Source organism: Micromonospora sp. KC207, assembly GCF_004348615.1.
Taxonomy (GTDB): domain Bacteria; phylum Actinomycetota; class Actinomycetes; order Mycobacteriales; family Micromonosporaceae; genus Micromonospora.
The window spans coordinates 1-14282 of the sequence record NZ_SMKJ01000185.1; the positions used below are offsets into that span (position 1 = coordinate 1).

General features: G+C 72.9%; 15 protein-coding genes and 1 pseudogene. 10 read left to right on the top strand and 6 right to left on the bottom strand.

Translation table 11 applies throughout. The annotated features are described in order from the left end of the window. Window positions 1–3 precede the first annotated feature (3 nt). Entirely contained in the window at window positions 4–678 is a 675-nt protein-coding gene (locus E1258_RS21490; protein ID WP_371688653.1) for an HAD family hydrolase, read from the bottom strand. Window positions 679–860: 182 nt separating this feature from the next. Here E1258_RS21490 and E1258_RS21495 point away from each other — a divergent pair, with 182 nt between their 5' ends. Next, window positions 861–3662 (top strand): RNA helicase, encoded by a 2802-nt coding sequence (locus tag E1258_RS21495; RefSeq protein ID WP_132404229.1) that lies wholly within the window; start codon window positions 861–863, stop codon window positions 3660–3662. Window positions 3663–3825: 163 nt separating this feature from the next. Next, window positions 3826–4716, top strand: a complete 891-nt coding sequence (locus E1258_RS21500; RefSeq protein ID WP_132404232.1) for an MHYT domain-containing protein — start codon at window positions 3826–3828, stop codon at window positions 4714–4716. A gap of 118 nt (window positions 4717–4834) precedes the next feature. Here E1258_RS21500 and E1258_RS21505 read toward each other — a convergent pair whose 3' ends face one another. Continuing rightward, the gene (locus tag E1258_RS21505) at window positions 4835–5755 is read right to left on the bottom strand and encodes a 5'-3' exonuclease (RefSeq protein ID WP_132404235.1); all 921 of its coding nucleotides are present in this window, start codon (window positions 5753–5755) and stop codon (window positions 4835–4837) included. 165 nt (window positions 5756–5920) lie between these two features. On the opposite strand from E1258_RS21505, the gene E1258_RS35480 reads away from it, so the two are divergent. The 3 genes from E1258_RS35480 (at window position 5921) to E1258_RS21515 (ending at window position 7777) form a co-directional block, all read left to right on the top strand. Further along, window positions 5921–6052, top strand: a complete 132-nt coding sequence (locus E1258_RS35480; RefSeq protein ID WP_256371024.1) for a hypothetical protein — start codon at window positions 5921–5923, stop codon at window positions 6050–6052. Next, on the top strand, window positions 6049–7194 hold the full coding sequence (locus tag E1258_RS21510; RefSeq protein WP_132404238.1) for an acyl-CoA dehydrogenase family protein: 1146 nt from the start codon (window positions 6049–6051) through the stop codon (window positions 7192–7194). The genes E1258_RS35480 and E1258_RS21510 overlap by 4 nt, the downstream gene beginning before the upstream one ends. Window positions 7195–7270: 76 nt before the next feature. Continuing rightward, window positions 7271–7777: an Lrp/AsnC family transcriptional regulator gene (locus E1258_RS21515; RefSeq protein WP_007070989.1), complete on the top strand. Its 507-nt coding sequence runs from the start codon at window positions 7271–7273 to the stop codon at window positions 7775–7777. Here E1258_RS21515 and E1258_RS21520 read toward each other — a convergent pair. Beyond that, window positions 7707–8318: a histidine phosphatase family protein gene (locus E1258_RS21520; protein WP_132404241.1), complete on the bottom strand. Its 612-nt coding sequence runs from the start codon at window positions 8316–8318 to the stop codon at window positions 7707–7709. The two genes, E1258_RS21515 and E1258_RS21520, sit on opposite strands and share 71 nt — an antisense overlap. Before the next feature lie 137 nt (window positions 8319–8455). Here E1258_RS21520 and E1258_RS21525 point away from each other — a divergent pair, with 137 nt between their 5' ends. The 4 genes from E1258_RS21525 (at window position 8456) to E1258_RS21540 (ending at window position 10845) form a co-directional block, all read left to right on the top strand. Next, complete coding sequence (locus tag E1258_RS21525) at window positions 8456–9025, top strand: TetR/AcrR family transcriptional regulator (RefSeq protein ID WP_207919661.1); 570 nt, start codon at window positions 8456–8458, stop codon at window positions 9023–9025. Beyond that, entirely contained in the window at window positions 9018–9737 is a 720-nt protein-coding gene (locus E1258_RS21530) for an ABC transporter ATP-binding protein (RefSeq protein WP_132404247.1), read from the top strand. Before E1258_RS21525 ends, E1258_RS21530 begins: the two co-directional genes overlap by 8 nt. Beyond that, entirely contained in the window at window positions 9734–10501 is a 768-nt protein-coding gene (locus tag E1258_RS21535; protein WP_132404250.1) for an ABC transporter permease, read from the top strand. The genes E1258_RS21530 and E1258_RS21535 overlap by 4 nt, the downstream gene beginning before the upstream one ends. A gap of 149 nt (window positions 10502–10650) precedes the next feature. Beyond that, window positions 10651–10845, top strand: a complete 195-nt coding sequence (locus tag E1258_RS21540; protein ID WP_132404252.1) for a CsbD family protein — start codon at window positions 10651–10653, stop codon at window positions 10843–10845. 100 nt (window positions 10846–10945) lie between these two features. On the opposite strand, the gene E1258_RS21545 is transcribed toward E1258_RS21540, so the two are convergent. The 3 genes from E1258_RS21545 to E1258_RS21550 all read right to left on the bottom strand — a co-directional run bounded on the left by E1258_RS21545 (window position 10946) and on the right by E1258_RS21550 (window position 13721). Continuing rightward, complete coding sequence (locus E1258_RS21545; RefSeq protein ID WP_132404255.1) at window positions 10946–11911, bottom strand: N-acetylmuramoyl-L-alanine amidase; 966 nt, start codon at window positions 11909–11911, stop codon at window positions 10946–10948. After that, window positions 11911–12063 carry a hypothetical protein gene (locus E1258_RS33510; protein ID WP_165949864.1) on the bottom strand — a complete coding sequence of 51 codons (153 nt, stop codon included), beginning with the start codon at window positions 12061–12063 and terminating at the stop codon, window positions 11911–11913. Before E1258_RS33510 ends, E1258_RS21545 begins: the two co-directional genes overlap by 1 nt. A 251-nt stretch (window positions 12064–12314) precedes the next feature. After that, window positions 12315–13721, bottom strand: coding sequence for a KamA family radical SAM protein (locus tag E1258_RS21550; RefSeq protein WP_132404258.1), 1407 nt, complete (start codon window positions 13719–13721; stop codon window positions 12315–12317). A 142-nt stretch (window positions 13722–13863) separates the two neighbouring features. On the opposite strand from E1258_RS21550, the pseudogene E1258_RS21555 reads away from it, so the two are divergent. Further along, a pseudogene (locus tag E1258_RS21555) lies at window positions 13864–14282 on the top strand (zinc-binding alcohol dehydrogenase); the annotation flags it as partial.

The following is a 14282-nucleotide window of genomic DNA, read 5'->3' on the forward strand; positions in this document are numbered from 1 at the left end:
GGGTCAGGCGGGCAACGCCAGGTCGAGCACGGCGCCCAGCCCGTTGGGCCGGCCCGGCTCGGCCTCCGGCAGCACCAGCACCGCGCAGCCGGCCCGCACCGCGCCGGCATCCGCCGCGGTGTCGCCCACCATCAGCGTCCGCTCCGCGTCCACCCCGAGCATCCCGCAGGCCCGCCAGAAGATCGCCGGGTCGGGCTTGCAGCGCCCCACCTCGTACGACAGGACGTACGCGTCCACCAGCCCGTCGAGCCCCCAGGCGGCGAAGAACGGCCGGATGTCGAAGCCGATGTTGCTCACCACCGCCACCTTCACGCCGGCCGACCGCAGCGCCGCGAAGGTCGGGGCGGTGTCCGGGTACGGCACCCACCCGTCGGGGCTCAGCACCCGCTCGTACAGCGCGTCGGCGAGGCCGTCGATCCCGGCGTCCACGGTCGCCGCCAGCCCCGTGTACGCGCCCCGGTGGGCGTGCGGGTAGAGATCCCGTTCGGACCACAGCTCGGCCAGCGCCGGCGGCACCCGGGCCGGCAGCGGGCCGCCCGCCCGCCCGGCGGTGAGCAGCCGGTCGGCCAGCGCGGTGGCCCGTACCCGATCCAGGCTCACCCCGCACGCCCGCGCAGCGGCGAGCACCCAGTCGCGGGGCTCCTCCACCTGGGCGAGGGTGCCGTGGAAGTCGAACAGGACCGCCTCGACGGGCCGCCGGGACGCCCGGGCGTTCGCGGCGGCGTCGAACGCGCCCGGTGGGCTCGACTGGGTCGGTTCGGCATGATCCGGCACGCCGTGCACCCTACCGACCGCCCCCGACCCCCCTGTCGGACGGCCTTGGCCGGTGGTCGTCGCAGGCACGCACTAATCTTGGAGACATGTCGAGCCCCGCCGAGCGGTACGCCGCGGCGCGCCGCCGCACCGCGCAGGCCTCACAGTTCCCGGCACTGGACGAGTTCACCCTGGACCTGGGGTTCGATCTCGACGACTTCCAGCGGGAGGCGTGTCAGTCCCTGGAACGGGGCAGCGGTGTGCTGGTCTGCGCCCCCACCGGCGCCGGGAAGACCGTGGTGGGCGAGTTCGCCGTACACCTGGCCCTGCGCGGCGCCCCCGGGCGGCCGACGGTGGCCGACGGCGACGACGCGCCGCCCGCCCGGCGCAAGTGCTTCTACACGACGCCGATCAAGGCGCTCTCCAATCAGAAGTACCACGACCTGGTGGAGCGCTACGGCGTCGCGCACGTCGGCCTGCTCACCGGCGACAACGCGATCAACGGCGACGCCCCGGTGGTCGTGATGACCACCGAGGTGCTGCGCAACATGCTCTACGCCGGCTCGGCCACCCTTGAGGGCCTGGCCTACGTGGTCATGGACGAGGTGCACTACCTCGCCGACCGGTTCCGCGGCGGGGTCTGGGAAGAGGTGATCATCCACCTGCCGTCCTCGGTCACCCTGGTCTCGCTGTCCGCGACCGTCTCCAACGCCGAGGAGTTCGCCGACTGGCTGGTCACCGTGCGCGGCGAGACCGCCGTGGTGGTCAGCGAGCACCGCCCGGTGCCGTTGTGGCAGCACATGCTGGTCGGCAAGCGGATGTTCGACCTGTTCCACGACGCCGACGCCGCCCGTAAGCACGACGTGCACCCGGAGCTGCTGCGCTACACCCGGGAGACGATGCGTCGGCTGGAGCTCGGCGAGGGGCGTAGCGCCGGGCCGGGCGGCGGCCGGCGCGGGCCGCGCTGGCGGGGCCCGCTGCGCCCGGACATCGTGGACCGGCTCGACCGGGAGGGGCTGCTGCCGGCGATCCTGTTCATCTTCAGCCGCGCCGGCTGCGCCGCCGCCGTGCAGCAGTGCCTCGCTGCCGGCCTGCGGCTCACCTCCGCCGAGGAGCGTGCCGAGATCCGCCGGGTCGTCGAGTCCCGGGTCACCGCCATCCCCGGCGAGGACCTGACGGTTCTCGGCTACTGGGAGTGGCTCGACGGCCTGGAGCGCGGCCTGGCCGCCCACCACGCCGGCATGCTGCCGGTGTTCAAGGAGGTCGTCGAGGAGCTGTTCGTCCGGGGTCTGGTCAAGGCGGTCTTCGCCACCGAGACGCTGGCGCTGGGCATCAACATGCCGGCCCGCTGCGTCGTCCTCGAACGCCTGGTGAAGTTCAACGGCGAGGCCCACGTCGACCTCACGCCGGGGGAGTACACCCAGCTCACCGGCCGCGCCGGCCGCCGGGGCATCGACGTGGAGGGGCACGCCGTCGTGGTCTGGTCGCCGGAGACCGACCCCCGGCACGTGGCCGGTCTGGCCTCCACCCGCACCTACCCGCTGCGGTCCAGCTTCCGCCCGTCGTACAACATGGCCGTCAACCTGGTCGGCACGGTCGGCGCGGAGCCGGCCCGGGCGCTGCTGGAGTCCTCGTTCGCGCAGTTCCAGGCGGACCGGTCGGTCGTCGGCCTGGCCCGGCAGGTGCAGCGCAACACCGAGACCATCGACGCGTACGGCGCGGAGGCCGCCTGCCACCATGGCGACTTCGACGAGTACTTCGCGCTGCGGGTGGCCATCGCCGACCGGGAGCGCGCCATCGCCCGGCAGGGTCAGCACCAGCGCAAGGCCGCCGCCGTGGCGGCGCTGGAGCGGCTGCGCGTCGGCGACGTGATCCGGGTGCCCTCCGGGCGCCGGGCCGGTCTCGCGGTGGTGCTCGACCCGGCCACCGGCGGGTTCGGCGAACCCCGTCCGCTCGTACTCACCCAGGACCGGTGGGCCGGGCGGGTCAGCCCCGGCGACTTCACCACCCCGGCCGAGGTGCTCGCCCGCATCCGGGTGCCCAAGCACTTCAACCACCGCTCCCCGGCGGCCCGCCGCGACCTCGCCGCCGAGGTCAGCGGCACCGGCCTGGACCGGCACGGCGGGCGGCGCGGCGGCCGGTCCCGGCAGGGCTCCGGCGAGGACCACGCGCTCAGCCAGCTCCGCGCCGAGCTGCGCCGACACCCCTGCCACGCGTGCCCGGAGCGCGAGGAGCACGCCCGCTGGGCCGAGCGGCGTCGCCGCCTCGAACGCGACACCGAGGAGCTGCGCGAGCGGGTCGCCGGTCGCACCGGTTCCCTCGCGCGCACGTTCGACCGGATCGTCGCGCTGCTCACCGCGCGCGGCTACCTGTCCGCCGATGGTGCCGTCACCGACGCCGGGCGGATGCTCGGCCGGATCTGGACCGAGGCCGACCTGCTGGTCGCCGAGTGCCTGCGCCGGGGCGTCTGGGACGGGCTCTCGCCGGCGGAGCTGGCGTCCGCCGTGTCCGTGGTGGTGTTCGAGGCCCGCCGGGACGTCGACGAACGGGCGTCGCTGCCGCGTGGCCCCGTCTCGGAGGCGGTGGACGAGACGCTGAACCTGTGGAGCGGAATCGAGGCCGACGAGGCCGCCCGGGGTCTCGCCGTCACCCGCGAGCCGGACCTGGGCTTCGCCTGGCCGATCTACCGCTGGGCCCGGGGCGAGGCCCTGGCCAAGGTGCTGGCCAGCGGTCACCAGATCGACGGCGAGATGCCGGCCGGCGACTTCGTCCGCTGGGCCCGGCAGGTCGTCGACCTGCTCGGCCAGCTTGCCGACTCCGGCGGTGCCTCCGCCGAGCTGCGCGCCACGGCCCGGCAGGCCATCGCCGCCGTCAACCGGGGTGTCCTCGCCTACCACGCCAACGCCTGACCAACACGCAACGTGATCCCGGCGCGGTGCCGGAGCGTCGGACGGTCACCGCAACAGCACCCCCCGAAGTGCCGGGGGGTGCTGTTGCGACAGCTCACCGCGTCCCCGATCATGTTTTCGGCGCGTTGTTGACGCGTCGGTAACTTGTGGGGGGACAACTACCGTGGCGGAAATCAATCACTTTGAGTACGGATGGATCACGCCGGCGCTCAGCTACGCCCTGTCGGTGCTCGGTTCGTTCCTCGGTCTGGTCTGCGCGGGCCGCATCCGGACCGCCGGCACCACCGGGCACCGCGTGTGGTGGGTCACCCTCGCCTCCTGGGCGATCGGCGGCACCGCGATCTGGAGCATGCACTTCATGGCGATGCTCGGCTTCGCCGTCAAGGGCACCCGGATCCGGTACGACGTGCCGCTCACCGTGGCCAGCGCGCTCGTCGCCGTGGCCGCGGTCGGCATCGGCCTGACGACCGTCGGCACCTGCCGGATCTCCGGGCTGAGGATCGGTGCGGGCGGCCTGTTCACCGGGCTCGGGGTCGCCGCCATGCACTACACCGGAATGGCGGCGATGCGGCTGGGCGGCTCCCTCGGCTACGACCGGGTCCCGGTCGCCCTGTCGGTGGCCATCGCCGTGGTCGCGGCGACCGTGGCGCTCTGGCTGGCCGTCACCGTCCGCCGGGCCCTGGCCGTCGCCGCGTCCGCGCTGGTCATGGGCGTCGCCGTCAACGGCATGCACTTCACCGGCATGAGCGCCCTGTCGGTGCACCTGCACGAGCAGCGCGGCGAGGTCACCGGGGCCGGGTTCAGCACCCTGCTGGTGCCGATCGTCCTCGCGGTGATCTTCGTGGTGGTCGGGCTGGTCTACGCCCTGCTCGCGGCCCCCACCGAGGAGGACCGGGCGGGCGCCGCCTACCTCGACGCGCGCCGGGCGTCGGAACCGGCCGAGGCGGCGGTCCAGGCGCAGCCGGCGCCGGACCCGGTCGGGCTGCGCGGGCGCGGCACCCTGGCCCGCCCGGGTACCACGTTCCCGTCTCGTCGCGCCGCCCCGCCGCGCTGACCCCGGCGGCCGAAGCGGCGGCCGGGCCGCCGGCCGCGAGGGTGCGCCCGCCGGTGGAGGCCGGGCCGGATCGGTCGTGTCCGCGCCGCCGTACCGGTGGCGGTCTGCCCGGGGCGGTTCAGCCGTGCCCGGCCAGGGCGTCGACGAGCCGGCGGCAGGAACCGGCAAGGTTCCACCGCTGGGCCAGCTCCAGCAGCAGGTCCGGGTCGACGGGGGCCCGGGGGAGCGCCGTGGGCAACTCCGGCAGCGGCACGTCCAGCGCCACCCGCACCACCTTCGGGGCGACGGCCAGGTAGCCGCGGGCGGCGTCCAGCTTGGCCCGTAGGCCGGGGGCGAACCCGGAGCCCGGGTCGTCGAGCGCGGCGAGGATGCCGGCGACGTCGCCGTACCGGTCGACCAGCCGGGCCGCGGTCTTCTCGCCGACGCCGGGCACCCCGGGCAGGCCGTCGCTCGGGTCGCCGCGCAGGGCCGCGAAGTCGGCGTACCGGTCGGCGGGCACCCCGTAGCGGGCGCGCACCGCCGCGTCGTCGCAGTCTTCCAGCTTCGCCACGCCCCGCCCGACGTAGAGCAGCCGCACCCCGCGCGCGTCGTCGACGAGCTGGAACAGGTCCCGGTCGCCGGAGACGACCTCCGCCGGCGCGGGCTGGGTCACCGACAGGGTGCCCAGCACGTCGTCGGCCTCGTACCCGGCGGCGCCGACGGCGGTGATGCCGATCGCGGCCAGCACGTCCAGGATCACCGGCACCTGCGGGGTGAGGGTGTCCGGCACCTCCTCGCCCCCCTCCTGCGCCACCCGGTGCGCCTTGTACGACGGCAGCAGCGCCACCCGCCAGTCCGGCCGCCAGTCGTGGTCCAGGGCGCAGACCATCCGGTCGGGGCGGCGGGTGCGCACCAGCGTGGCGAGCATGTCGAGGAAGCCGCGTACCGCGTTGACGGGGGTGCCGTCGGTCGCCCTCGCGGCGGACTCGGGGACGCCGAAGTAGGCCCGGAAGTAGAGACTGGGGGCATCGATCAGCAGGATCGGGGGTTGGTGTGCCACGCCGGACAGCGTGGCACAACGGTCCGACGATCCGGCCACGGCGCGGCGGGCGCGGTACTTCCGCCCGGGAGGTTGGCCTGCCCGGCCGGCCCGGCGGTGGCGGCGACACTCGCGGACCCGGTCCGTCTTTCCGGCGGTCGACCAAACGACCGTTAAGCTGAACGGGTGGGAACCGACGAGCTGCACCCCGACGCCGACCCACCCCGCCACGGCGCCCGTATCGAGCCGCCGTCGTCCGCACGACGGACGGCGGGGCCCCGGCTCAACATCACCCCCACGGAGCTCATCGCACTATGACTGTCGACCGGATTTTGCCCACCGACGAGGCCCGCGACCTGCTCGACCTCGCCACCGAACTCGCCGACCGGGAGCTCGCCCCCCGGGCTGCCGGGTTCGAGTCCCGCGCCGAGTTCCCCCGGGAGGTGCTGCGCACCCTCGGCCGCGCCGGCCTGCTGGGCCTGCCGTACGCCGAGGAGCACGGCGGTGCCGCCCAGCCGTACGAGGTGTACCTGCAGGTGTTGGAGATCCTCGCCAGCCGCTGGCTCGCCGTCGCGGAGGCGGTCAGCGTGCACACCCTGTCCTGCTACCCCCTGGCGCAGTTCGGCACGGATGCCCAGCGCAAGCTGCTGCCCGACCTGCTCGGCGGCGAGCTGCTCGGCGCGTACTGCCTGTCGGAGCCGCAGGGTGGCTCGGACGCGGCGGCGCTGACCACGAGGGCCGTCCGCGACGGTGAGGCGTACGTGGTGACCGGCACCAAGGCGTGGATCACCCACGCCCGGGTGGCCGACTTCTACGACGTCTTCTGCCGCACCGGCGGGCCGGGGCCGAAGGGGATCTCCTGCCTACTCGCCGACCGTGACACCCCGGGCATCGTCCCGCAGGCCGCCGAGCGGACGATGGGCCTGCACGCCTCCCCGGTGGCACAGATCGCCTTCGACGACGCCCGCGTGCCGGCCGACCGCCTCATCGGCGGGGAGGGTGCCGGCTTCACGATCGCCATGTCCGCCCTGGACTCGGGCCGTCTCGGCATCGCCGCCTGCGCCGTCGGCCTGGCCCAGGCCGCCCTCGACCACGCGGTCGGCTACGCCCGGCAGCGGCAGCAGTTCGGCCGGGCGATCGTCGACTTCCAGGGCCTCGGCTTCCTCCTCGCCGACGCGGCCACCCAGGTCTCCGCCGCCCGCGCCCTGACGCTGCACGCGGCCCGGTTGCGCGACGCCGGCCGGCCGTACTCGACCGAGGCGGCGAAGGCGAAGCTGTTCGCCACGGACGTGGCGATGCGGGTGACCACCGACGCGGTGCAGGTGCTCGGCGGGGCCGGCTACGTCGCCGACCACCCGGTCGAGCGGTACCTGCGGGAGGCGAAGGTGCTCCAGATCGTCGAGGGCACCAACCAGATCCAGCGCCTGGTGATCTCCCGCGCCCTGGCCAGGGACGTGTGAGTGGAGGGTTCACCCAGTGTGACGAGGGTCGGGGGCGTCGTCGCGTGGGAGCGCTTTTACCGGTAGGTTCCACGCCGTGGAAGAGATCGACCGGGCCATCGTCGCGGCGCTGACCGCCGACGGGCGGCTGTCGTACACGGATCTGGCGGAGAAGGTGGGCCTGTCGGTGTCCGCCGTGCACCAGCGGGTCCGCCGGCTGGAGCAGCGCGGGGTGATCCGGGGGTACGCCGCCCGGGTTTCCTTCGAGGCGCTGGACCTGCCGCTGACGGCGTTCGTGGCGATCCGGCCGTTCGACCCGTCGCAGCCCGACGACGCCCCGGACCGGCTGGCCCACCTTCCGGAGATCGACTCCTGTTACTCCGTGGCGGGGGAGGACTTCTACCTGCTGCTGGTGCGGGTGGCGTCCCCGGCGGACCTGGAGCGGGTGCTCCAGGAGATCCGCACGGCCGCGAACGTCACCACCCGCACCACCGTGGTCCTGTCCACCCCGTACGAGAACCGGCCGCCGAAGATCAGTGGCGAGCTGTCGGCCCGGGCGCGGTCCCGGGCGGCGGGGGAGGCGGCTGGTTCCACCGCAGGATGACCGGCCGGCCGTGCTCGTGGCCGAGCACGCTGATGGTGGCGGTGTCCAGCCGCAGCAGCCCGCCGGCCGACGGCGGCAGGCCGATCCATCGGGCGGCCAGCACCCGCAGGCTGTGTGCGTGGCCGACCACGGCGACGTCGCCGTCGGCGAGTCCGGCGGCGGCGTGGGCGAGCGCCCGGTCGAGCCGCGCGCCCACCTCGACGGGGGACTCCCCGTCCGGGCAGCCGTCGGTCCAGATGTTCCAGCCCGGGCGCTCGGTGTGGATGTCGGCGGTGGTGATGCCCTCGTACCGGCCGTAGTTCCACTCGGCCAGGTCCTCGTCGACCGCCGTGGCGGCGAGCCCGGCCAGTTCGGCGGTGCGCAGCGCCCGACGGCGCGGGCTGGCCAGCACCCGGGCGAACCGCCGGCCGGCCAGGAGCGCGGCGAGCTCGCGGGCGTCTCGCTCGCCACCGGCGGTGAGCTCCAGGTCGGTGTACGAGGTGTGCCGGCGGCTGGCGCTCCACTCGGTCTCGCCGTGGCGGACGAGGACGATCTCTCCCATCCACCCAGTCAACCAGGTCGCTTGGCGCCGGCGGAGTCCCAGTACCGGGGACGCGGCAGGGCGGTGACCCGGTATGGCCGCTCGCGTCGCCGGCTGCACCATTCCCCGACGAAATGTTAGCTGCTAACATTTTGCCTGTGGATGGCGATCAGGTGCTCGGCAAGCGGGAACGGACTCGCGCGCGGCTGCTGCGCTGTGCGCTGGAGCTGTTCGAGCGGCAGGGCTTCGAGCAGACGACCGTCGCTCAGATCGCGGCCGCGGCTGGGGTCACCGAGATGACCCTCTACCGGCACTTCCCAGCCAAGGAGCTGCTTGTTCTCGACGACCCGTACGACCCGGTCATCGTCGCCGCCATCGCCGGACAACCGCGCTCGCTGCCACCCTTGACGCGGGTGGTGAACGGTCTACGCCAGGCATGGCGGATGCTGCCCGAGCCGGCAAGCGAGATCGTCCGCCGACGGGTCCGGATCACGGCCGGCTCCCCGGCGCTGCGCGCCGCCGCCATCCGCAACAACGAGGACACCGAGCGGCTTGTCACCGAGCAACTCGTCACCGACGGCACCGCCGCCCTGCCGGCCCGGGTGGCCGCCGTCGCGGTGTTCGCGGCCGTCACCGCCGCACTGCTCGAATGGTCGCAGCACGACGACGCGCGACTTGGCGACGTGATCGCCACCGCGCTGGACACGCTGGAGGCACGGCATGGCTGAGGCGCGCATCCGGCTTCACGGCCTGACCCGCACGTTCGACGGCGGAGTCGGCGTCCGCGGGGTCGACCTGGACGTCGGCGCGGGCGAGATCCACGCGCTGGTCGGACTGAACGGCGCGGGCAAGTCCACCCTCATGCGCCTGCTGCTCGGCATGCTGCGGCCGGAGTCGGGAACGGTGCTTCTCGATGGCCGCCCCCTCGGCTCGGCGCCCTGGTCGCGGCTCGGTCACCTCATCGAAACCCCGCTCGCGTATGGCGAACTCACCGGTCGGGCCAACCTGATGCTGGCCGCCCGCCTGCACGGCGTACCGGCCTCGGCGGCGGCACCGATGGTGGAGCGTGTGCTGACCGAGCTCAACCTGCACCCGTACGCCGCCATCCGGGCCCGGCGAATGTCGTCGGGGAGCCGCCAACGCCTTGGCCTCGCCGCCGCGCTCCAGCACGATCCGGACATCATCGTGCTGGACGAGCCGACGAACGCACTCGATCCGGCAGGCGTCATCTCGCTTCGCGAGGCGCTCGTTCGGCGGGCGGCGGCCGGGGCCGGCGTGCTCGTGTCCAGCCACCATCTCGACGAAGTCGCCCGTGTCGCCGACCGCATCACCGTCATCAACGCGGGTCGCACCATCGGTGCCCTCAATCCGCACGGTGTCGACATCGAACGTGAGTTCTTCGCCCTCGTACGCTCCGACGACGAACGGACAGCGGCATGACAACCACGACGCTGCGCGCCGCGCTGGCGGTCGAAGCACGCAAGGCCACGTCCGCACGAGTTATGACGAGCACGACGATCCTGCTGCTCGTGGGCATTGCCGTCCTGGCCGGCGCAACCACCCTCGCCGCCGCCGGCGGCAACGAGCAACTCATGGCAAAGCTCGGCCCGTCCGCCACCCAGGGCGGCTGGACCAGCCTGCTCGGCACGGCCAGCCAGATCACGGCCGCCGGCGGACTGCTCGCCTTCGGCGTGGTTCTCAGCTGGTTGTTCGGTCGCGAGTTCGCAGACGGAACCGTGACCGGACTGTTCGCGCTGCCGGTGAGCCGGCCCACGATCGCGCTGGCCAAACTGATCGTCTACCTGCTGTGGTCCGTCGGGGTCGCCACCCTCCTCGTCCTGATGGTCGCAGGACTCGGCTTCGCGACCGGAGCGGGGCCAATCGAGGGCACCGCACCGATCGCGCTGCTGCGACTGTGGTCGCTGACCGTGCTGACCGCGCTCCTCGCCGTGCCCGCCGGCTGGGCAGCTACCATCGGCCGCGGCCTGCTGCCCGGTATCGCGACCGCCATCGCCATCCTCGCTGCCGCCCAGATCCTGGTGGTGGCGGGTATGGGCGGCTGGTTTCCCTTCGCGGCGCCGGCCCTCTGGACGATCTTCCCCGGCACCGTCTCGGCATCCCAGATGGCTCTCGTGCCGCTTGTCCCACTGACGTTCGGCCTCCTTGTCCTCCGCACCTGGCATCGCCTTCAACTCGACCGCTGACGTCGATGCCGATATGACCTAGCGTCCTAGGCTGCTTCTGGGAGTGTGCGGCGGCACGCTCACCAGGTTTCCACCACCCAAGGCCCGGGCAAGCCGGAACGCAGGGGTGGACCGCCCCGCAACGTCTGGAGCAGAGGGAGTCCGACGACATGAGCTTCACCGACAAGGCGAAGAACAAGGCCCAGGAGCTGGCCGGCGCTGCCAAGGAGCGGGTCGGCGACATGACCGACAACGAGCGCATGCGGGCCGAGGGCGCCACCCAGCAGAGCGACGCGCGGGCCCGCCAGGCGGGCGAGCACGTCAAGGACGCGGGCCGGGACGCGCGGGACGCGTTCACGAAGTGACCCGACCGCGCGGCGGGCCCGGAGGAAGTTCCTCCGGGCCCGCCGCCGTCGATCATTGGCCGGGAAAGCGCGGGGCCGACGCCGGGGTGCGCCGGCGGGACTACGAGACCCGGGTGAGCCGGATCGCGTCGGCGATGACCAGGCCGGTGCCGGTGGTCCACCGGCTGACGCCGACCCGGTTGGCGTCTCCGGCGGGCAGGGCGAACGTGCCGAGGGCGCGCCACTGCCCGCCGGTGGCGCGCTGATCGGCGTACACGGTCTTGTTGCCGGTGGTGGTGGCGACGAGGTACGGGGTGGCGTTGTTGTACCCGGCGTTGGCCGGCCACCAGGCGTCGACGCGGTAGGTGCCGGTGGCGGGGACGTTGACCCGGTACCAGGCGACGTCGCTGGATGCGACGGGGTCGGCGTACCGGTAGTCGGCGCCGTAGCGCTGGCCGGAGTAGGTGGAGACGCGCCAGTTGGCGCTGGCGGTGAAGCGGCCGGCGGTGGCGTTGTCGACGATGGTGCTCCAGGCGGTGCCGCCGCTCATCCGGGCGGCGACCTCGGCGCGCATGACGTCCAGGTCGATGAAGGACGGGTCGATCTTTCCGGTGGTGCTGGTCTCGCGGTGGCCGCGGGCGTGGCTGGCGTCGCGGCCGAGGCGGGTGAGTACGGCGGCGGTGGCGCGCAGGGACGCTGCGTACTGGGCGGCGGTCATCTCCTGGCTGACGCCGTTGTAGTCGATCTCCCAGCCGATCATGAGGGCGTTGCCGTCACCGGCGGGGATGGGGCCGCTGCCGCCGCTGGTGCCGGCGTGGTTCGCGCGGCCTGCGGAGATGAGGTGGAACACGCCGTGATAGTCGACGAGGGCCTGGCAGAGCGGGCCGGGCAGGTCGGAGCGGCCGTTGATGCAGATGCCCAGGGCGGGGTGGGGGTTGGTGGCGCTGGAGGTGGCGGCGGTGTGGTGCCAGAGCACGCCGATGGGGTCGAAGTCGCCGGGTCGCATCCGGTTGCGCCAGTCGCCCTCCTCGACGACCTGGACGCCGGCGGAGCGCAGGACGTCGGCGAGCCAGCCGACGGTGGCCATCAGGAGTGCTCGATCAGGTCGGCGAGGCACTCGGCGGGCGTCTCGGCCCGGGCCGGTGCGGGCCGGAGGGTGATGGTGAGGGCTGCGACGACGAGGGCGGGGACGCCGAGGAGCCCTCGGCGTCGCAGGCGGACGATGGGTGACGTGGCCACGGCACTCCTCCCGGTGGCGGACGGTGGTCCGCCCGGTCGGTGATCAGGGATGACGGCACGTTATCCGGTCACACCCATCGATGTCGAGACTCTTCATTCGACCCACCCGGGTTGAAGGTTTCCCACGAAGCACCCACCTCTCCACCCCTGGTGTCCTAGGATGCCGTAGGGGGTGTGACCCGGTGCAGGCATCGACCAAAAAGCACGGGCCCCGGCGTCAGCCGGGGCCCGTGAACGGGTCTTGACGCGGTTCAGTCGTCGCGGTGGTCGTGCCACCACTGCTGGCCTGCGGCGGGCAGGCTGTCGATCGGGTCGTAGTAGGCGTAGCGCTTGTTGAGCGCCTCCAGGTCGGCCGACTCGATGGAGGTGCGGTAGTTCTTCGTCCAGTAGGAGATGCCGCGCTCGCGGTCGTAGTCGGTGAGCATGTGCACCCAGCGCTTGCCCACGAAGGGCACGTCGCAGACGATCCTCGGGGTGGCGTAGCCCGGCAGGTAGCCCATGATGTCGTGCTGGAGCTGCTGGGCGTGCCAGACCGGGACCCGCCAGTGCTCGGCGTTGGGGATCATGTCGCACATGTAGAAGTAGTACGGCAGGATCCCTGCTTCTCCCTGAAGGGCGAAGCAGAGGTCGAGCAGGTCGGGGGCGGTGGCGTTGACGCCGCGCATGAGCACGCCCTGGTTGCGTACGTCGCGTACGCCGACGTCGAGGGCGGTCTGGGCGGCCTTCGCGACGAGCGGGGTGATGGACTGCCGGTGGTTGACGTGGGTGTGGATGGCCAGGTTGACGCCGCGTCGGGCGGCGGTACGGGCGACCCGCTCCAGGCCCTCGACGACGTCGGGCTGCAGCCAGTGCTGGGGTAGGCCCATGAGGGCCTTGGTGGCGAGCCGGACGTCGCGGATGGTTTCGATCTCCAGCAGCCGCATCAGGTACGACTCGAGGTTGCGCCACGGGACGTTGGCGACGTCGCCGCCGGAGACGACGACGTCGCGGACGCCCGGGTGGGCCTTGAGGTAGGCGATGTGGGCGTCGTACCGGTCGACGGGCTTGAGAGTGAGCTTGAGCTTGTCGACGGCGGGGGTGGAGTTGCCGACGAGGTCCATCCGGGTGCAGTGCCCGCAGTACTGGGGGCAGGTGGAGAGCAGTTCGGCGAGAACCTTGGTCGGGTAGCGGTGGGTGAGACCCTCGGCGACCCACATGTCGTGCTCGTGCAGGGAGTCGCGGCTGGCGTAGGGGTGGGAGGGCCAGTCGGTGCGCCGGTCGGAGGCGACGGGGATCATGTAGCGGCGGATCGGGTCGGCGAGGAGCGCCTCGGTGGTCGGTGGCGCGTGCGGCACCATGGTGTTGATCATCTGGGGTGGCACGAGCATGGACATGGTGGCGTGGGCATCCTGGTCGGCGGCGAGGTCGGTGTAGAGGGACTCGTCGACGGTGTCGCCGAGGACGGCGCGTAGCTGCTTGATGTTCTTGATGCAGTTGACGCGCTGCCACTGGGCGCTCTCCCACTGTTCGCGGGTGACGTGGCGCCAGCCGGGGAAGCGGGTCCAGTCCGGTTCGACCAGGGGGCTGCGACGGTATTCGTAGGGCTGCCCGGCGGTCGGTGCGGCGACCGGGGCGTGACGGGGTCGAGGGATGGTCTCAACCGGTTGGGTCTGGGTCACGGCCCCTCCAGGTGCGTTGTTCGGATGACCAGCGGCCCGTAGGCTACTGGAAAATATCCGGTGAAGAAATTAGTCTGCCGTAAGTTTTCCCGCGATGCGAGTCCCGTCCGGGGCTTCGCGCGGCTGGACAGGGGAGGTCGGCGTGACGTCACCGGTGGGCCTGCACCGCGTTGTCGAACCGGCGGGGGTGCTGCCGCAGGCGGCGTGGCGGCTGGACGCGAGTGCGCGGATCGCGCCGAACGAGGTGCGGATCCGGGTGGAGCGGCTGAATCTGGACGCGGCGAGTTTCCGGCAGTTGTGCGAGAAGCACGGTGGGGACGGGGAGAAGGTCCGCGCCGAGGTGCTGGAGATCGTCTCGACGCGCGGGAAGATGCAGAACCCGGTGACCGGGTCGGGCGGGATGCTCATCGGCACCGTGGAGGAGACGGGTCGGCGGTCGCCGTTGGGGCTGCGGGTGGGTGAGCGGGTGGCGACACTGGTGTCGTTGACGTTGACCCCGTTGGCGATCATCGATGGGTTGGCCCGCTGGGACGGGCGCAGCGAGCAGGTGCCGTGTGACGG